The following is a 16,969-nucleotide window of genomic DNA, read 5'->3' on the forward strand; positions in this document are numbered from 1 at the left end:
ACTGAACGGGAGATAACACTATGTGGTATTTTGCGTGGATCCTCGGGACTCTGTTAGCGTGCTCATTCGGCATTATTACCGCACTGGCTTTCGAGCACAGTGAAGAGAATAAAGCCGCTGCGGCGAAAGAGCGCGAATAATGAGCGCGCTCGCGGATAGAGTTTATGCCGTGACTGACAAGGGCCCCTTGCGGGCCCTTTCATTAGTGATGGCGCTCGTATTAGCTGGATGCGTATTTTGGCAACCGGGTGAATTCGCTTCTTCCACCAGTCAGCTGGAAGTCTGGCATGGGATCATTCTGATTTGGGCCGTTTGCACAGGCCTAATTCACGGCTTTGGATTCCGTCCCCATCGCTCTGTATGGAAAGCGTTCTTTTCACCACTCCCGGCGATGATTATTCTGCTGGCGGGGCTGGTTTACTTTTTTAGCTAGTTTGTTTATCTAATATTGATAGATATTTACACTACTTTTCCTATGGGCCATTCAGGCCCATAATTATTTTCGTTCCTGACTTGCAACCCATTCCCATCAAGAAATCTCTTGCGTATAGTAGGCCCGTCAAATTGCATTACGGGATGTAGAGTGAGTAATTCGTTGTTCCGATGGCCGGTCCGTGTTTATTACGAAGACACAGACGCTGGTGGGGTGGTCTATCACGCCCAGTACATCGCCTTTTATGAAAGGGCTCGCACAGAAATGTTGCGCCAACGCAATATTCACCAGCAACAGTTGTTGGATGAACACGTCGCTTTTGCTGTCCGCCGCATGACGGTCGAATACTTGGCTCCTGCTTGTCTTGACGACTTGCTGGATGTCCAAAGTGAGATAACGTCTATTCGGGGGGCCTCACTTACCTTTGCACAACGAATTCTTGATGCACGTGGCAACCTTCTGAGTACTGCAGAAGTGTTGATTGCATGTATCGATCCACACCAAAAGAAGCCAAGAGCGCTTCCTAAGTCTTTTGTCGCGGAGTTTAAGCAGTGACTGACATGAACATTCTTGATTTATTTTTAAAGGCCAGCATCCTGGTTAAGCTGATCATGCTTATTCTGGTGTGCTTCTCTGTCGCGTCTTGGGCAATCATCATTCAGCGCACCAAAGTGTTGAATGCTGCTACGCGTGAGGCAGAAGCGTTTGAAGATAAATTCTGGTCCGGTATCGAGCTTTCACGCCTTTACCAGGAAAGCCAGGGCCGTCGTGAGACTCTCACTGGCGCCGAACAAATTTTCCATTCAGGTTTCAAAGAGTTCGCTCGTTTGCACCGTGCAAACAGCCATGCGCCAGAGTCGGTCATCGACGGCTCCTCTCGCGCCATGCGTATCTCCTTCAACCGTGAAATGGAAACCCTCGAAACCCACATTCCTTTCCTCGGCACCGTTGGTTCTATCAGCCCATACATTGGTCTGTTCGGTACTGTTTGGGGGATCATGCATGCGTTCATCGGTTTGGGTTCTGTTAAGCAGGCCACCTTACAGATGGTTGCGCCGGGTATCGCCGAAGCCTTGATCGCGACAGCAATCGGTCTTTTCGCTGCAATTCCAGCAGTTATGGCTTACAACCGATTGAACCAGCGCGTGAACAAGCTCGAGCAAAACTACGACAACTTTATGGAAGAATTTACGGCTATCCTGCACCGTCAGGCTTTCTCTCGCGAAACAAGCAGTAACTAAAGGGGGATAGCATGGCTCGAGTACGTGGTCGCCATCGTCGCGAATTAAAGTCAGAGATTAACATTGTTCCGCTGCTCGACGTGCTGTTGGTACTGCTGCTGATATTTATGGCTACAGCGCCAATCATCACGCAAAGCGTGGAAGTTGATCTTCCTGATGCGACAGATTCTAAAACGGTATCTACTGATGATAACCCACCGGTCATTGTTGAAGTTTCCGGTGTTGGTCAATACACCATCGTGGTGGATCATCAGCGTATGGAGCAGTTGCCGGAACAGCAGGTTATTGCGGAAGCAACCAGCCGTATCCAAGCCAATCCGAAGACAGTCTTCCTGATCGGCGGTGCAAAAGATGTTCCTTATGATGAAATCATCAAGGCGCTGAACATGCTCCATCAGGCAGGTGTGAAATCTGTCGGACTTATGACACAGCCTATTTAACGATAGGTAATTTGTAACACTTATTGGAAACCCGGCTTTTCTTGGCCTGATAAAACAGTTGTCTGCAAAGCGATAACTGGTGCAGAAGAAATTCGGGTTTTTGGCAATCCTGTGTTGGGAAATCTATTTTGGTAAAGGCAACTGCAACTGAACAAAACGATAAGCTCAAACGCGCCGTTATTGTTTCGGTCGTTCTGCATATCATCATAATTGCCCTGCTTATCTGGGGATCGCTGGACGAAGATACCAGCATGAGTGGCGGTGGCGGCGGGAGTGACATCTCAGCCGTTATGGTTGATCCAAGCGCGGTGGTTGATCAGTACAATCGCCAGCAGCAGCAACAAGCCGATGCTCAACGCGCTGCACAATCCCGTCAGAAAAAGTCCGAGCAGCAGGCTGAGGAACTTCAGCAGAAGCAGGCAGCAGAGCAGCAGCGACTGAAAGAATTAGAGAAAGAGCGTTTGCAAGCACAGGAAGATGCTAAGCAGGCGCAGGAAGATGCCAAAGAGCAGCAAAAACAGGCTGCTGAACAACAAAAGCAAGCTGCTGCAGAGCAACAGAAAGAAGCTCAGGAGCAGGCGCAGAAGGCCGCTGCAGATGCTGCAGCCAAGGCGAAAGCCGAAGCCGCGAAGCAACAGGCTGATGCCGCTGCCAAAGCGAAAGCCGAAGCTGACAAAGTCGCCAAAGCTCAGGCTGACGCACAGAAGAAAGCCGCCGCTGAAGCGAAGAAACAGGCTGAAGCCGAAGCCGCTGCCACTGCGGCAGCTGCCAAGAAGCAAGCAGAAGCAGACGCCAAAAAACAGGCCGAAGCTGACGCGAAGAAACAAGCTGCTGCTGAGGCAAAAGCCGCCGCAGCCGCAGAAGCGAAAGAAAAAGCAGAGGCTGCTGCTCAGGCCAAGGCCGATGCTGCGGCAAAAGCGAAAGCTGATGCCGCCGCTGAGAAGAAAGCCGAAGCTGCCGCTGCTGCTAAAAAAGCGGCTGCTGACAAGAAAGCTGCTGCCGCCGCCGCGGCGAAAGAGTCTGAGTCTGTTGATGACCTATTTGGTGGTTTGGCTAACTCTAAAAACGCGCCGAAAGGCGGTGGTGGAGCCAGTGCGCCAGCAGGGCAGGGCAAGAATAAGGCGGCCGGTGCTTCTGGTGCAGATATCGCTAACTATGGCAGCCAGATTAAGGCAGCCATCGAAAGCCGGTTCTATGATGCTTCCTCGTATGCAGGCAAAACCTGTACTCTGCGGGTGAAAATGGCGCCAGATGGATTGTTAATTGATGTGAAAGCGGAAGGCGGCGATCCGGCACTTTGTCAGGCGGCTCTTGCAGCAGCTCGACAGGCCAAATTCCCGAAACCACCGTCACAAGCTGTTTACGAAGTATTTAAAAATGCGCCATTGGACTTCAAACCATAGTAATAGTCGAAAGTTATCGTTTTTCGGATTATTACGAAGGTAAATGTGGTCGACTTATAGTTTTGTGTGCGTTGGTTTGTTAAAATTCTGCTAATTTATCGCGGGCAGATCGGTCCAGATAAGGGAGATACAATGAAGCAGGCATTTCGAGTAGCGTTTGGCCTTTTGATACTGTGGGCGTCTGTGTTACACGCAGAAGTTCGCATTGAAATTACCCAAGGGGTCGACACCGCGCGCCCAATTGGCGTGGTGCCTTTTAAATGGGCTGGTCCTGGTAATCCACCGGAAGATATCGGTGCTATTGTTGCTGCTGACTTACGTAACAGCGGTAAATTTAATCCAATTGATGCATCACGCATGCCTCAACAACCGACAAGCGCATCAGAAGTCACCCCTGCTGCCTGGACGGCGCTGGGTATTGATGCCGTAGTGGTTGGTCAGGTTCAGCCAAGTGCTGACGGCAAGTATTTGGTTTCTTATCAGCTGGTTGATACCTCTGGTTCACCAGGTACTGTTCTGGCACAAAACCAATACCAAATCACTAAGCAGTGGCTGCGTTATTCCGCACACACCGCCAGTGACGAAGTGTTTGAAAAATTAACCGGCATTAAGGGTGCTTTCCGTACTCGTATTGCTTACATCGTGCAGACCAACGGCGGTAAATTCCCGTACGAATTACGCGTTGCTGACTACGATGGCTACAACCAGTTCGTGGTTCACCGTTCACCAGAGCCTTTGATGTCTCCGGCTTGGTCTCCAGACGGTAGCAAACTGGCCTACGTAACATTCGAAAGTGGGCGTTCTGCTCTGGTTGTACAGACTCTGGCTAATGGCGCAATCAAACAGATCGCCTCATTCCCGCGTCACAACGGTGCTCCAGCGTTCTCTCCAGACGGCAGCAAACTGGCCTTCGCCTTGTCTAAAGGCGGCAGTCTGAACGTTTATGTAATGAATCTTGGCTCGGGTCAAATTACCCAAGTTACTGATGGACGTAGCAACAACACCGAACCAACCTGGTTCCCAGATAGCCAGACTCTGGCTTTCACCTCGGATCAGGGCGGTCGTCCACAGCTTTATAAAGTCGGTATTAATGGCGGTGCGCCTCAGCGTCTGACCTGGGAAGGTTCTCAGAATCAGGACTCTGATATCAGCTCGGATGGTAAGTTCCTGGTTATGGTGAGCAGCAACAATGGCTCGCAGCACATCGCTAAACAAGATCTAGTAACGGGAGCCGTTCAAACATTGACGGACACGTTCCTGGATGAAACGCCTAGTATCGCCCCAAATGGCACCATGGTGATTTACAGCGCCTCTCAAGGTCTGGGTTCCGTGTTGCAGTTGGTCTCGACTGATGGGCGTTTCAAAGCGCGTCTTCCGGCAACTGATGGACAGGTAAAATTCCCTGCCTGGTCGCCGTACCTGTGATGCATATAAAACTATGTATGGCAAAAATTATAAAAGGATCAACGAGATGCAACTGAACAAAGTGCTTAAAGGGCTGCTGCTGGCTGTGCCTGTACTGGCAATCGCCGCGTGTAGTTCTCACAAAAGCGCAGACAATGGCCAATCTGGTATGGGCGCTGGCGCTGGCACTGGTGCAGAGAGCGGCAACATGTCTTCTGAAGAGCAAGCGCGTCTGCAGATGCAAGAGCTGCAAAAGAACAATATCGTTTACTTCGGTCTGGACAAGTACGATATCGCTTCTGACTTCGCTCAAATGCTGGATGCGCATGCTGCATTCCTGCGCAGCAACCCTTCATACAAAGTGACTGTTGAAGGTCATGCGGATGAACGTGGTACTCCGGAATACAACATCGCTCTGGGTGAGCGTCGTGCTACTGCAGTTAAAATGTACCTGCAAGGCAAAGGCGTTTCTGCTGACCAGATCTCTATCGTTTCTTACGGTAAAGAGAAGCCAGCTGTACTGGGCCACGACGAAGCGGCTTACGCTAAAAACCGTCGTGCCGTACTGGTATACTAAGAGAGTCGCATGAGCAGTAACTTCAGACATCACTTGTTGGGTCTGTCGTTACTGGTTGGCGTAGCGGTCCCATGGGCCGCTACTGCCCAAGCGCCAATCAGTAATGTCGGCTCAGGCTCGATAGACGATCGAGTCACCTCTCTGGAGCGTATTTCTAACGCTCACAGCCAACTATTAACTCAACTTCAGCAACAACTCTCTGACTCCCAACGCGATATTGATTCTCTCCGTGGTCAAATTCAGGAAAACCAATATCAGTTAAGCCAGATTGTTGATCGCCAAAAGCAAATTTATCAGCAGATGGACAGTCTTAGCAGCCAGAGTTCTGGTAATGCGAATGCTGCCGCTTCAGGCGCTGCTGCTGGAGCTGCTGCCGGCGCAGCCACTGATTCATCCACTCCTGCCCCTACGCAGGCTCCTGCGAGCACGGGTGATGAAAATACTGACTACAATGCTGCCGTTGCACTTGCCCTGGAAAAGAAACAGTACGATCAGGCTATTTCAGCTTTCCAGGCGTTCATCAAGCAATACCCGAAATCGACTTACCTGCCTAACGCCAACTATTGGTTAGGTCAGTTGTATTACAACAAAGGTAAGAAAGATGACGCGGCTTATTTCTACGCCGTGGTGGTTAAAAGCTATCCAAAATCTCCAAAAAGTTCGGACGCGATGTACAAGGTTGGGGTGATCATGCAAGAGAAAGGGCAGGCTGATAAAGCCAAGGCTGTCTTCTCGCAGGTCGTAAAACAGTACCCAAATACCGATGCGGCCAAACAAGCTCAAAAACGCTTGTCTTCACAGTAATTCGTTATTCAGGCCCAGAAAACATCCATTTCGATGGTTTTCTGGGCTTGAATGCGTGAAGAACAAGCAGTCAGAGTTTTTTCTTCAATTAAACGTTGCACTGAAAAGTTATATAAGTAATATATGCCGCCGTTGCCTAGGCAACTGTAACGCGTTAAAGCAGCGAGAGATTTAGTGTTTGAGCGGGCCGTTAGCTCAGTTGGTAGAGCAGTTGACTTTTAATCAATTGGTCGCTGGTTCGAATCCAGCACGGCCCACCACTTTCGAAGTGGAACTCAGAGTAAAGCAGTGCAGGATGAGAACCTTTGGTTCGAGCCGAGCGAAGCGAGACGACAACGCAATAGCGTTGCCCGTAGGGTGAGCTCGTAGAGCGAATCAATCCAGCACGGCCCACCACTAAACCTTAAGTGATTTAACGTTGAGTATTTAGAAGTAGACCGTGGGCCGTTAGCTCAGTTGGTAGAGCAGTTGACTTTTAATCAATTGGTCGCTGGTTCGAATCCAGCACGGCCCACCACTTCTTAGTCACTCGATAGATATTTGTAGTACCGCAACACAGCGCGGGCCGTTAGCTCAGTTGGTAGAGCAGTTGACTTTTAATCAATTGGTCGCTGGTTCGAATCCAGCACGGCCCACCACTTTTAAAGTGGAACTCGTAGTGAAGCAGTGCAGGATGAGAACCACTGGTTCGAGCCGAGCCGAGCCGAGCGAAGCGAGACGACAACGCGAACGCGTTGCCCGTAGGGTGAGCTCGCAGAGCGAATCAATCCAGCACGGCCCACCACTTTTAGATAAGTGGCAGCATAGGGAGTGATTCGTTTTCAACGAATTGCGCAGCAGTAAGAAGTATCGCGACATACCGCGGGCCGTTAGCTCAGTTGGTAGAGCAGTTGACTTTTAATCAATTGGTCGCTGGTTCGAATCCAGCACGGCCCACCACTTTCTAAGTGGGACTCAGAGTAAAGCAGTGCAGGATGAGAACCACTGGTTCTAGCCGAGCGAAGCGAGACGACAACGCGAACGCGTTGCCCTCAGGGTGAGGTCGAAGACCGAATCAATCCAGCACGGCCCACCACTTCTCTGACAAGAACCTGTTAAGAGAAGCAGACTAAAACGCCTCAAGGCGTTTTTTTCGTTTCTAGCCCTCCTAAACCTCCAATCTCGTCACCTTTTTTAAGTCCCTTAAACACTTTTATCTTAAAGCACAAAATACAAGCGACTTTTCTCCACATCTGCGCTATTTTGTTTAGCATACAAAACAAATGGGTGTTTTATCCCATTATTGGTGCCTTTGTCAGACTGAGCCCCTGACGACAAGAGATGATGAGCGATGAGCGAGACTTTAGATCTGAACGCCGCGGTGTATCCATTTCCTCCCAAGCCTGTGCCTTTAAGCCAGGATGAAAAAGCCTTCTATAAAGCCAAGATTAAAACTCTGCTGAAGCAGCGCAATGCGGTGATGGTTGCGCACTACTACACTGATCCTGAGATTCAGCAGCTAGCTGAGGAGACGGGCGGCTGTGTGGCAGACTCGCTGGAGATGGCGCGCTTCGGCAGCCAACATCCGGCTTCAACCTTGTTGGTTGCAGGCGTGCGCTTTATGGGCGAGACGGCGAAGATCCTCAGCCCGGAGAAAACCGTGCTGATGCCAACTCTGAATGCCGAGTGTTCTTTAGATCTTGGCTGCCCTGAGCAGGCGTTTTCTGATTTTTGCGACAGTCACCCGGATCGCACCGTGGTGGTTTACGCCAATACCTCGGCGGCAGTAAAAGCCCGTGCAGACTGGGTGGTGACCTCCAGTATCGCGGTGGAGTTAATCGAGCATCTCGACAGTCTGGGTGAGAAAATCATCTGGGCTCCTGACCGCCACCTCGGTAACTATGTGCGCAAGCAGACGGGCGCCGACGTGCTGTGCTGGCAGGGCGCCTGCATCGTGCATGACGAGTTTAAGACGCAGGCATTGTCGCGCATGAAGGCGCTGTATCCTGACGCGGCGGTGCTGGTGCATCCTGAATCTCCGCAGGCGATTGTCGATATGGCCGATGCGGTGGGCTCCACCAGTCAGCTGATTCAGGCAGCCAAGAGTTTGCCGAATAACAAACTCATCGTGGCCACCGATCGCGGTATTTTTTACAAAATGCAGCAGGCGGTGCCGGATAAAGAGTTGTTCGAAGCGCCAACTGCCGGTGAAGGTGCCAGTTGCAGAACCTGCGCCCACTGCCCGTGGATGGCGATGAACGGCCTGAAAGCCATTGCCGAAGGATTAGAACTGGGCGGTGCCCAGCACGCGATTGAAGTGGATGAAGCCCTTCGCGTGAAGTCATTGATTCCACTGAACCGCATGCTGGACTTCGCCGCGCAGCTTAAGCTGCGAGTGCAGGGTAACGCTTAAACATTTTCAATAACGAACGCTACAGAAGGGAATCGCGATGGATTTTTTCAGCACCAGCAATATTCTGGTTCATATCCCGCTCGGTAAAGGCGGCTATGACCTGTCGTGGATTGAAGCTATCGGTACGCTGTTTGGTCTGCTGTGCATCTGGTTTGCCAGCAAAGAGAAGATCATTAACTACCCGTTTGGGCTGATTAACGTCACGCTGTTCGCGGTGATCTTCTTCCAGATCCAGCTTTATGCCAGCCTGCTGCTACAGATATTCTTCTTCGCCGCCAACATTTATGGCTGGTACGCGTGGAGTCGTCAGACTGAAGATAAGCAAGCCGAGCTGCAAATCCGCTGGCTGCCCCGCGGTAAAGCGTTGGTATGGGGCGCGGTCTGCGTGGTGGGCATTCTGTTTATGACTTTCAATATCGACCGCGTTTTTGCGGCACTCAGTCTGCTAGCCGTTAATCTGATGCAAGGGCTGGGGCTGAATGTGCATATGCCTGAACTGCAACCCGACGCCTTCCCGTTCTGGGACTCATCAATGATGGTGCTGTCGATCATCGCCATGCTGCTGATGACACGCAAATATGTGGAAAACTGGCTGGTGTGGGTGGTTATCGACGTGATTAGCGTGGCGATTTTTGCTTATCAGGGCGTGTATGCCATGGCGCTGGAATACGTGCTGTTGACGCTGATTGCCCTGAATGGCTCGTGGCTTTGGATTAAGAGCGCCGCTCAGAATGACTCTAAGCCGCTACAGCGCGTTTAAACAGTAAGTTAATACGATTTACTCAAGAGCCTCCCTGTGGGAGGCTCTTGGCGTTTGAGGCGGGATTAATGATGGTGATGCGCGTGGCTGTGACCAAGATGGCTGTGGCCTTCTTCCGCCACACTGTCGCTGATCACACAGTCTGGCGTGCTGCAGGTACCATATTCCATCTGAATCGTGGCGTGGCCGATGCGGTATTTATCCAGCAAGTAAGCCTGAATCCGGCCTAACAGCGCGTCGTGGTCGTGAGGTGGCACAACCTGCACGTGCAGCGTCATCAGGCGTTTCTCGCCAATTTGCCAGACGTGAACGTGATGAACGCTGCGCACTTCGGGAATAGTGACCGACAAGTCTTTGCGCAGTTTCTCAATATCAATTTCCTGCGGCGTGCCTTCCAGCAGTTCGTGGAAACTCTCCTTCATCAAGCGCCACGCATTGCTTAGCACCAGACAGGAAACCAGAACCGACAGAATCGGGTCAATAGGCGTCCAGCCGGTTTTCATGATGATAATGGCTGCCGCCACGGCACCAATCGAGCCGAGCAGATCACCCAGCACGTGGAGCGCCGCGGCGCGCACGTTAATATTGGCTTTCTCCTCGCCCTGGTGCAGTAACCAGAATGAGAACAGATTGGCAATCAGGCCGGCAATACCAATCGCCAGCATGGTGCCGCCCATCACGGGCTGTGGGTTGGCGAAGCGGACGATGGCCTCCCACACTATCAGGATGACGATAACCAGCAGGGCGGCGGCGTTGACGAAGGCCGCCATGGTGGTCAGGCGCAGGTAGCCAAAGGTGTGGCTGGCGCTCGGTTTGCGTTTCGCGAAATGCACCGCCAAGAGCGCGATGAGCAGGGCCGCGGCGTCGGTCAGCATATGGCCAGCATCGGCGATCAGGGCCAGCGAGCCGGAGATCAGGCCGCCAATGACTTCGACAACCATGAAAACGACGGTAACCAGAAAGGCTAACAATAACCGACGGCTATTTTTATCCTGAGGTAAAAATGACATAGCTTTCCTTAAGTAATGATTTGCCGGTTTTCAGCAGCCGGATTGACTTGTCTATCAAGCTGCTGAAGCAAATCCTGCAACAGTTGATGCATTGTAGTATAGGCTTCGGGCGCAGTCTTGCCTTGCTGGCAGGCGTTGATCACCGCCTGAAATGCCTCTGCGGGCTGCGAATAGCCCAGAATCAGCAGGCTGCCCTTCATTCTATGGGCCGCATCTTTCAGAGTTTCCCTATCTTCCACGGCGTAAGCCTGAGCCGCGCGCTGCTGGTCGACCCGCAGAGTACGAAGCAGCGTCTCGCGCAACTTCTCAATCAGCCTCGGGTCGTGATTGCCCGTCAGGGCCAAACGCTCGCCAATATCTTGAAATAGCGAGCTATTGCTGGGAAGCAGTTGGCGGATATCCTCCAGTAAAATCGGCTTGGTCAGGCAGTGCGGGACTTTAAGCTGTTGTAGAGGCAGGGGGGTGAACTCCTGCACATCCGCCGAGCAGAGCACGATTTGGCTGGCAGCAAGCTGTGGATGCTGGCGCTCGCGGCGGCGGATCAGCTTGGTCAGCAGCACGCCGTCGGGGCGGGGCATGTTGTAGTCAATAAACAGCAGTTCAAATGGGCGCTCGACGTGCGCCCGCAACAGCGCACGGCCATCATCAAACAGGGTCGCGGTGATGCCCAATGCCGAGAGCTGGCGCTGCATCAGTAGCAGATTGGTCGGGTGGTCATCAATCACCGCCACGCGAAGCTGGCTCAGGCTGGGAGCCGAAGGCGCGGGCGGCGGGGCGAGAATTGGCTCGTGGGTTTCTGCCGCCGGAAGCATCAACCGCACCTCAGTTCCCGCATCCGCACGCGAGAGCAGTTCAATCTTGCCGGACATCTTATCGACAATCTCTTTGCACACCGACAGGCCCAGCCCGCTGCCCTGAACCGAGAAGCACTGGGCACCTTTGGCGCGGTAATAGGGATGGAAAAGCAGTTCGGCCTCGTCGGGATCTATGCCGCAGCCGGTATCCATCACGCGAATATCCAGCTCATCCTGCTGCCAGCGCACCTCAACCCGGATTTCCCCTTCCGCCGTAAATTTGATCGCATTGCCAATCAGGTTATTCATCACCTGCATCAATCGGTCGGGATCAATAAGCCATCTGGCGGGCAGAGAGGAGAGGGCGATGACCTGAAAATCGACCCGTTTCTTACCCATTAGCGGCGGATAAAGGCGGCTGAGCTGGGCAATCCACTCAGTAGGCGACATCGGCTTGGGTGCCAGCGTCAGAATGCCGCTGTCGAGGCGGGCGTGGTCCTGAAGGTCATTCAGCAGGTTCATCAGCGACGACGCGGAGCTGTAAATCACCGGCAGATTTTCGCTGGTGGCGGGCTGGCGCTGAAGTTCCAGTTCGAGCAGGCCGAGAATGGCGTGCATCGGCGTGCGCAGTTCGTGGCTCAGCGTGGCGAGGAATTGGCTCTTGCTGCGGTTTGCCTCCTCCGCCTGCTGGCGCGCCAGTTCAATCATCTGCCTTTCCTGTTGCTCTTTGCGCTGCTCGCGGCGCTGTAGCCACTGGCGGCGCGCGAGGATCACCAGCAGCACCGCGACGACGCTGGCAAGCAGGCCGAGGAGCCACGTAGTTTGCGGCGGCATGCGATTGTCATTGACCGCATCAATCACATTGCGGCGATCGCTGGTCCAGTCATCACGCAGCGATTGCAGCGTCTGCGGCGGGATCTGCTGTAGGCTTTTGTCCAAAATTGACAGCAGCAGCGGAGAGGCCGCGTCGACGCCAAAGGAGATGGGGTAGGAGATATTATTGGCGGCGAAAGCCAGCTTTATCTGGCCGGAATAGCGCGAAAGCGAGATGAAGTTGGCCGAAACAATATTATCGATCAGCGCGTCGATTTGCCCATTAGCCAGAGCGTCATACAGGGTTTGGGTATCGTCGAAGGCGATTTGCTGGACGTCCGCGGGAAGCAGAGACGCGGCGAGATCCCCGCGCATGACGCCAATCCTTTTACCAGCCAGATTCTGCCACGTGGAGACACCTTCGCTGCTTTGGCGGACATACACGCCCCACAGCGAGCGATGGAAAGGCATGCTGCTGAGGTAGTTCTCGCGCGAATTCGCCGACAGTGGCAGCACCGCGCGGAACAGCGCCTGCCCCTGACGCACCTGAGCATCGGCGCGCTGCGGGTTGCTTCCCCAAACTGGTTCGAACTTCAGCCCGGTGTTTTGCGCGATGATGTTGAGAATATCCACCACGTAGCCGTGCGGCAGCCCGTCGGATCCGCGATAAACGAAGGGATAATTGTTCTCCGTCGCGGCATAGTTGACCTGCGGATGTTGATGAACCCACTCTTGTTCCATCGCCGTCAGCGAGGCATTTCCGGCGTCCAAATAGCTAGGGATCGGCTTATTCCAGCGGCCTTGCAGGGTGTTCATCACCTCCATCGGCGTGGTGGTGATGGTCTGGTTGAGCACCTCGAGCAGGGCCGGGTTTCTACTGACGAAAACAAAGGAGAGGTTGCCAAAATCCAGCGCGCTTTCAATGCGATAGATTTGGCCGAGTTGCAGCTGATCCAAAATGAAACTGGCGCTGGCCTCATCGGCAATCAGGTAATCACTTTTGCCATTAAGCAGGGAGTAAATAGCCTGCAGGTTGTTGTCGAACAGGTGGACGTCAGGGGTTAATTTTCTAATACGATCAAAAGCCTGCATGCCGGTCATCTTACTAATGGCGATTTGGGCGTCGTGGGAATTGACCATGACCTGACGGCCGTTTTGCCGGTTGCGCAGGACACGCAGCGGGCTGACGTAATAAGGTTTTGACGCCCACATCCCCGAAGGCAGGGCGTTTAGCGGGATGCCATAAAACAGGTCGATCTCCCCCTGAGCCAGCGCGCTCTGCAAAGCGGGCAGGGAAGGGTAGCCGCGCAGGTCCAGTGTGATACCTAATGCCTGCTGGACATAGCTCAGATAGTCGGCGTTTAGCCCATAAAAATCATTGTTGATCAAAATGTTGTAGGGGCTTGTATTGTCGCTGAGAATGCCAATGCGCAGCGTTTTTCCGCGCCACGGATTGTTGACCCCGTTGAGTAAAACGTCGGTGGGCAGGCTGAGATTATTCATTAAGTGCAGGGTGGTCGGCGCAGCCTGAAGGGGAGAAGTCAGCAGCAAAAACAGCGTCAGCCACATGCCGTGAAGAGCCTTTCTCACTGCTGTAACTCTTTATAAACGGCTGCCAGCTCGAACAGGTTCTTGGCGCCGGTTTTACGCAGAATAGTATTTTTATGGGTGCTGACGGTTTTATTGCTGATGTTGAGCATGTCGGCAATTTGCACGTTCGACAGCCCCTGCGACAGCAATCCGATGACCTGCAACTCTTTCGGCGTCAACGCCAGCGTCTCTTCCACCTCTTCTTGCAGGCAAGGGTTGATGAAGTCGGGGAAACTGCGCTCGCCCTGACTCAGCGCGTCAATGGCGGCGATAAGCTGCGGCATCGGCTGGCCCTTGCTGACAAATCCGCAGGCACCGGCGTTAAAGGCCAGGCGAGCGTAAACCTCTTCCTCCTGAGCAGTGTAAATCAGCACGGTGAGGTCGGGATAATGGCGCAGCATGCGGCGCATAAGCTGTAAACCGTCCACCTGCGGCAAGCCAATATCCAGCACCACGAGGGCAAATTGCTCCTCCGCCAGAGACGCCATCGCCTGAACGTCGTCCGAGACGCTGGTCATCTGCCATGAAAAATTCGATTTTTGCAGGGCAGCTTCCAGGGCAACCTGAACTAAGGGATGATCGTCAACGAGGAGCAAGGCTGGCATAAAATACGTTCACTGCATGTGGCCAAAAGGACTTTCAGCATAACCGAAGCCGGATCGCTTGCAAACGCCGATAAAAAAGGGAGCCGAGGCTCCCTTTGGGCGGTTAACGAGGTAATTGACTGACGGAATCTTTGCTTTCCGTCATAACACCTTAGTTACCGGTCGCTTTAGATTGGTTGGTACCCGGAACTTGGTCTGGGCAGCGGCCGTCTTTACACATGGCCTTTTTGTGATCTACCGTTTTCTTATGTGCTTCGCTGTGTTTCTTGGTGGTGTTCTTGTGCGTTTTGTCTTTATGCACTTCGTTCACTGGCTGGTCAGTGTTGTTGATTTTGCTGTTATCTACATTGTTCGGGGCAATTTTCTGGATTGAACCCGGATCGTTCGCCTGATTCGCTGCGCCATTGCCTGAACCTGAATCATCTGCAAAGGCTGCACCCGTACCCATCGCCATTGAAGCAGCAAATACCATCATAATGATCTTCTTCATACCTGACTCTCCATCTCATGGTTGTGAATATTCATTTGTCGTAGGGCTGTACAAAAAACGCCATATCTAAAGATTAGCTTAAGTTAGACAGGTCGAAGGATTATTGAGACTAATCGCAATAGCCATACTGGCTTAAAGTGCATTTACACCAGCTGACATTGCAGCTAGATTGGATGCGTTCAGCATTCTGCTACGCCTTTATTTTGAAATACCCATTGGAACAGCTATGACCTATCAAAACGACGACTTACGCATCAAAGACATTAAGGAACTTTTGCCGCCTGTAGCCCTGTTAGAGAAATTTCCCGCTACCGATAAAGCCGCAAAAACGGTATCTCAGGCACGTAATGCCATTCATAAGATACTGAAAGGGAACGATGATCGTTTACTCGTCGTTATTGGTCCTTGTTCGATTAACGATCCCAAAGCCGCGAAAGAATATGCTGCACGTTTACTCAGCCTGCGCGAAGAACTGCACGGTGACCTGGAAATCGTGATGCGCGTTTACTTCGAAAAACCGCGTACCACCGTGGGCTGGAAGGGCTTAATCAACGATCCACACATGAACAACAGCTTCCAGATTAATGATGGTTTACGCATAGCGCGTAAATTGTTGCTGGATATTAATGACACTGGCCTGCCGGCTGCTGGTGAGTTCCTCGATATGATCACGCCGCAATATTTAGCGGATTTGATGAGTTGGGGTGCAATTGGCGCGCGTACCACTGAATCTCAGGTACACCGCGAGCTGGCGTCTGGCCTGTCTTGCCCGGTGGGCTTCAAAAATGGCACCGACGGCACCATCAAAGTGGCCATCGACGCTATCAACGCGGCGGGCGCGCCACACTGCTTCCTGTCGGTCACCAAGTGGGGCCACTCGGCGATTGTCAGCACTAGCGGCAACAACGACTGTCATATCATCCTGCGCGGCGGCAAAGAGCCAAACTATAGCGCTGACGATGTGAAAGCCGTGAAAGAAGGCCTGAAAAAAGGCGGCCTGCCAGCCCAAATCATGATCGACTTCAGCCACGCCAACAGCAGCAAACAGTATAAAAAGCAGATGGAAGTCTGTACTGACGTTTGCGGCCAGCTGGCAAAGGGCGAGCAGTCGATTATTGGCGTGATGGTTGAAAGCCACTTGGTGGAAGGCAATCAGAGCCTCGACAGCGGCGAACCACTGGTTTACGGCAAAAGCGTCACCGACGGCTGCATTGGTTGGGAAGACACTGAAGTGCTGCTGCGCCAACTGGCGGATGCGGTGAAAGCGCGTCGCGGTTAAGTTTTAACACGCTGCTCGCTGAAAAGCAGACATAAAAAACGGGGCCGATTGGCCCCGTTTTGCTATCTGAAGTTTAGCCGAGGCTAATTACTTCGCTTTACCTTGGTTAGCAACGGCCGCGGCTTTCGCTGCGATTTCGTCTGCATCACCTAAGTAGTAGCGTTTGATAGGTTTGAAGTTTTCGTCGAATTCGTAAACCAATGGAACACCGGTAGGGATGTTCAGTTCCAGAATTTCGTCTTCGCTCAGGTCATCAAGATATTTAACCAGCGCACGCAGGGAGTTACCGTGAGCCGCAACGATCACGCGCTCGCCGCTTTCAATGCGTGGTTTGATAACGTCAGTCCAGTAAGGGATAACGCGATCGATGGTCAGAGCCAGACTTTCAGTGGTTGGCAGCTCTTCAGGGCGCAGTTTTGCGTAACGCGGGTCGTGCCCTGGGAAACGCTCATCGCTCTTGTCTAATTCTGGTGGGGTTACCGCGAAGCCGCGACGCCACTGTTTAACTTGCTCGTCGCCATATTTAGCGGCGGTTTCAGCTTTATCCAGGCCCTGCAACGCGCCGTAGTGACGTTCGTTCAGTTTCCATGATTTCTCAACCGGCAGCCAAGGCTGGTCCAGTTGATCTAATACGTTCCACAGCGTGTGGATAGCGCGCTTCAGCACGGAGGTGTAGGCGAAATCGAACTGGAAGCCTTCGTCTTTCAGCAGTTTACCCGCAGCTTTAGCTTCTTTCTGCCCTTTCTCGGACAGGTCAACGTCGTACCAACCGGTAAAGCGGTTTTCTTGGTTCCACTGGCTTTCGCCGTGTCTTACCAGAACCAGCTTGGTTACAGCCATAGCTAAACTCCTCAATTAACTGAATATTCAATGATAACTGTTATCATTATAGGGTCTGTGCGCCGCAGACGGCAATCTGATTGTTGCATCTCAT

At 52.6% G+C, this 16,969-nt stretch carries 17 protein-coding genes, 4 tRNA genes and 3 other RNA genes; 19 read left to right on the plus strand and 5 right to left on the minus strand.

Annotated elements, in window-relative coordinates; translation table 11 throughout:
- The first annotated feature begins 20 nt into the window (after positions 1 to 20).
- The 18 genes from cydX (at position 21) to pnuC (ending at position 9,454) form a co-directional block, all read left to right on the plus strand.
- Positions 21 to 140 carry a cytochrome bd-I oxidase subunit CydX gene (gene cydX / locus V2154_RS05415; protein WP_072009860.1) on the plus strand — a complete coding sequence of 40 codons (120 nt, stop codon included), beginning with the start codon at positions 21 to 23 and terminating at the stop codon, positions 138 to 140.
- The gene (gene ybgE / locus V2154_RS05420; RefSeq protein ID WP_353501369.1) at positions 140 to 433 is read left to right on the plus strand and encodes a cyd operon protein YbgE; all 294 of its coding nucleotides are present in this window, start codon (positions 140 to 142) and stop codon (positions 431 to 433) included. The genes cydX and ybgE overlap by 1 nt, the downstream gene beginning before the upstream one ends.
- 150 nt (positions 434 to 583) lie before the next feature.
- Positions 584 to 988, plus strand: a complete 405-nt coding sequence (gene ybgC / locus V2154_RS05425) for a tol-pal system-associated acyl-CoA thioesterase (RefSeq protein WP_034788497.1) — start codon at positions 584 to 586, stop codon at positions 986 to 988.
- The gene (gene tolQ, locus V2154_RS05430) at positions 985 to 1,674 is read left to right on the plus strand and encodes a Tol-Pal system protein TolQ (RefSeq protein ID WP_034788502.1); all 690 of its coding nucleotides are present in this window, start codon (positions 985 to 987) and stop codon (positions 1,672 to 1,674) included. The genes ybgC and tolQ overlap by 4 nt, the downstream gene beginning before the upstream one ends.
- An 11-nt stretch (positions 1,675 to 1,685) precedes the next feature.
- On the plus strand, positions 1,686 to 2,114 hold the full coding sequence (gene tolR, locus V2154_RS05435) for a colicin uptake protein TolR (RefSeq protein ID WP_034788505.1): 429 nt from the start codon (positions 1,686 to 1,688) through the stop codon (positions 2,112 to 2,114).
- 128 nt (positions 2,115 to 2,242) lie between these two features.
- Positions 2,243 to 3,517, plus strand: a complete 1,275-nt coding sequence (tolA, locus tag V2154_RS05440) for a cell envelope integrity protein TolA (RefSeq protein ID WP_353501370.1) — start codon at positions 2,243 to 2,245, stop codon at positions 3,515 to 3,517.
- Between the two features lie 132 nt (positions 3,518 to 3,649).
- Positions 3,650 to 4,942: a Tol-Pal system beta propeller repeat protein TolB gene (tolB, locus tag V2154_RS05445; RefSeq protein WP_353501371.1), complete on the plus strand. Its 1,293-nt coding sequence runs from the start codon at positions 3,650 to 3,652 to the stop codon at positions 4,940 to 4,942.
- Positions 4,943 to 4,988: 46 nt separating this feature from the next.
- Entirely contained in the window at positions 4,989 to 5,498 is a 510-nt protein-coding gene (gene pal / locus V2154_RS05450; RefSeq protein ID WP_140470458.1) for a peptidoglycan-associated lipoprotein Pal, read from the plus strand.
- Between the two features lie 9 nt (positions 5,499 to 5,507).
- Positions 5,508 to 6,302, plus strand: coding sequence for a cell division protein CpoB (gene cpoB, locus V2154_RS05455; protein ID WP_353501372.1), 795 nt, complete (start codon positions 5,508 to 5,510; stop codon positions 6,300 to 6,302).
- A 184-nt stretch (positions 6,303 to 6,486) separates the two neighbouring features.
- Positions 6,487 to 6,562, plus strand: a tRNA-Lys gene (locus V2154_RS05460).
- A 14-nt stretch (positions 6,563 to 6,576) separates the two neighbouring features.
- Positions 6,577 to 6,698, plus strand: a non-coding RNA gene (locus V2154_RS05465) — RtT sRNA.
- Between the two features lie 45 nt (positions 6,699 to 6,743).
- Positions 6,744 to 6,819: transfer RNA gene (locus V2154_RS05470), tRNA-Lys, on the plus strand.
- Positions 6,820 to 6,864: 45 nt separating this feature from the next.
- Positions 6,865 to 6,940: transfer RNA gene (locus tag V2154_RS05475), tRNA-Lys, on the plus strand.
- 14 nt (positions 6,941 to 6,954) lie between these two features.
- Positions 6,955 to 7,086, plus strand: a non-coding RNA gene (locus tag V2154_RS05480) — RtT sRNA.
- Positions 7,087 to 7,165: 79 nt separating this feature from the next.
- Positions 7,166 to 7,241: transfer RNA gene (locus tag V2154_RS05485), tRNA-Lys, on the plus strand.
- A 14-nt stretch (positions 7,242 to 7,255) separates the two neighbouring features.
- A non-coding RNA gene (locus V2154_RS05490) (RtT sRNA) lies at positions 7,256 to 7,377 on the plus strand.
- 255 nt (positions 7,378 to 7,632) lie between these two features.
- On the plus strand, positions 7,633 to 8,694 hold the full coding sequence (gene nadA, locus V2154_RS05495; RefSeq protein ID WP_353501373.1) for a quinolinate synthase NadA: 1,062 nt from the start codon (positions 7,633 to 7,635) through the stop codon (positions 8,692 to 8,694).
- Positions 8,695 to 8,731: 37 nt separating this feature from the next.
- Entirely contained in the window at positions 8,732 to 9,454 is a 723-nt protein-coding gene (pnuC, locus tag V2154_RS05500) for a nicotinamide riboside transporter PnuC (protein ID WP_353501374.1), read from the plus strand.
- Between the two features lie 65 nt (positions 9,455 to 9,519).
- Here the strand turns inward: pnuC and zitB are convergent, their stop codons facing one another.
- The 4 genes from zitB to V2154_RS05520 form a co-directional block, all read right to left on the minus strand.
- Positions 9,520 to 10,464, minus strand: a complete 945-nt coding sequence (zitB, locus tag V2154_RS05505) for a CDF family zinc transporter ZitB (RefSeq protein WP_353501375.1) — start codon at positions 10,462 to 10,464, stop codon at positions 9,520 to 9,522.
- A gap of 8 nt (positions 10,465 to 10,472) precedes the next feature.
- Positions 10,473 to 13,640, minus strand: a complete 3,168-nt coding sequence (locus V2154_RS05510) for an ATP-binding protein (RefSeq protein WP_437342024.1) — start codon at positions 13,638 to 13,640, stop codon at positions 10,473 to 10,475.
- A 17-nt stretch (positions 13,641 to 13,657) separates the two neighbouring features.
- Positions 13,658 to 14,266: a response regulator gene (locus tag V2154_RS05515; RefSeq protein ID WP_353501377.1), complete on the minus strand. Its 609-nt coding sequence runs from the start codon at positions 14,264 to 14,266 to the stop codon at positions 13,658 to 13,660.
- Between the two features lie 151 nt (positions 14,267 to 14,417).
- Entirely contained in the window at positions 14,418 to 14,756 is a 339-nt protein-coding gene (locus V2154_RS05520; RefSeq protein WP_353501378.1) for a protein YbgS, read from the minus strand.
- A 226-nt stretch (positions 14,757 to 14,982) separates the two neighbouring features.
- Here V2154_RS05520 and aroG point away from each other — a divergent pair, with 226 nt between their 5' ends.
- Positions 14,983 to 16,035: a 3-deoxy-7-phosphoheptulonate synthase AroG gene (gene aroG, locus V2154_RS05525; protein WP_353501379.1), complete on the plus strand. Its 1,053-nt coding sequence runs from the start codon at positions 14,983 to 14,985 to the stop codon at positions 16,033 to 16,035.
- A gap of 87 nt (positions 16,036 to 16,122) precedes the next feature.
- Here the strand turns inward: aroG and gpmA are convergent, their stop codons facing one another.
- Positions 16,123 to 16,875, minus strand: coding sequence for a 2,3-diphosphoglycerate-dependent phosphoglycerate mutase (gene gpmA, locus V2154_RS05530; protein ID WP_185688281.1), 753 nt, complete (start codon positions 16,873 to 16,875; stop codon positions 16,123 to 16,125).
- Between the last annotated feature and the right edge of the window lie 94 nt (positions 16,876 to 16,969).

This window comes from Ewingella sp. CoE-038-23 (assembly GCF_040419245.1).
Lineage (GTDB): Bacteria > Pseudomonadota > Gammaproteobacteria > Enterobacterales > Enterobacteriaceae > Ewingella > Ewingella allii.

Coding starts and splice junctions, on each gene's coding strand:
- V2154_RS05510 (WP_437342024.1), bottom strand. CDS start 13,640: ATGTGGCTGACGCTGTTTTTGCTGCTGACTTCTCCCCTTCAGGCTGCG.
- nadA (WP_353501373.1), top strand. CDS start 7,633: ATGAGCGAGACTTTAGATCTGAACGCCGCGGTGTATCCATTTCCTCCC.
- aroG (WP_353501379.1), top strand. CDS start 14,983: ATGACCTATCAAAACGACGACTTACGCATCAAAGACATTAAGGAACTT.
- V2154_RS05520 (WP_353501378.1), bottom strand. CDS start 14,756: ATGAAGAAGATCATTATGATGGTATTTGCTGCTTCAATGGCGATGGGT.
- cydX (WP_072009860.1), top strand. CDS start 21: ATGTGGTATTTTGCGTGGATCCTCGGGACTCTGTTAGCGTGCTCATTC.
- cpoB (WP_353501372.1), top strand. CDS start 5,508: ATGAGCAGTAACTTCAGACATCACTTGTTGGGTCTGTCGTTACTGGTT.
- tolB (WP_353501371.1), top strand. CDS start 3,650: ATGAAGCAGGCATTTCGAGTAGCGTTTGGCCTTTTGATACTGTGGGCG.
- pal (WP_140470458.1), top strand. CDS start 4,989: ATGCAACTGAACAAAGTGCTTAAAGGGCTGCTGCTGGCTGTGCCTGTA.
- pnuC (WP_353501374.1), top strand. CDS start 8,732: ATGGATTTTTTCAGCACCAGCAATATTCTGGTTCATATCCCGCTCGGT.
- V2154_RS05515 (WP_353501377.1), bottom strand. CDS start 14,266: ATGCCAGCCTTGCTCCTCGTTGACGATCATCCCTTAGTTCAGGTTGCC.
- zitB (WP_353501375.1), bottom strand. CDS start 10,464: ATGTCATTTTTACCTCAGGATAAAAATAGCCGTCGGTTATTGTTAGCC.
- tolR (WP_034788505.1), top strand. CDS start 1,686: ATGGCTCGAGTACGTGGTCGCCATCGTCGCGAATTAAAGTCAGAGATT.
- ybgE (WP_353501369.1), top strand. CDS start 140: ATGAGCGCGCTCGCGGATAGAGTTTATGCCGTGACTGACAAGGGCCCC.
- gpmA (WP_185688281.1), bottom strand. CDS start 16,875: ATGGCTGTAACCAAGCTGGTTCTGGTAAGACACGGCGAAAGCCAGTGG.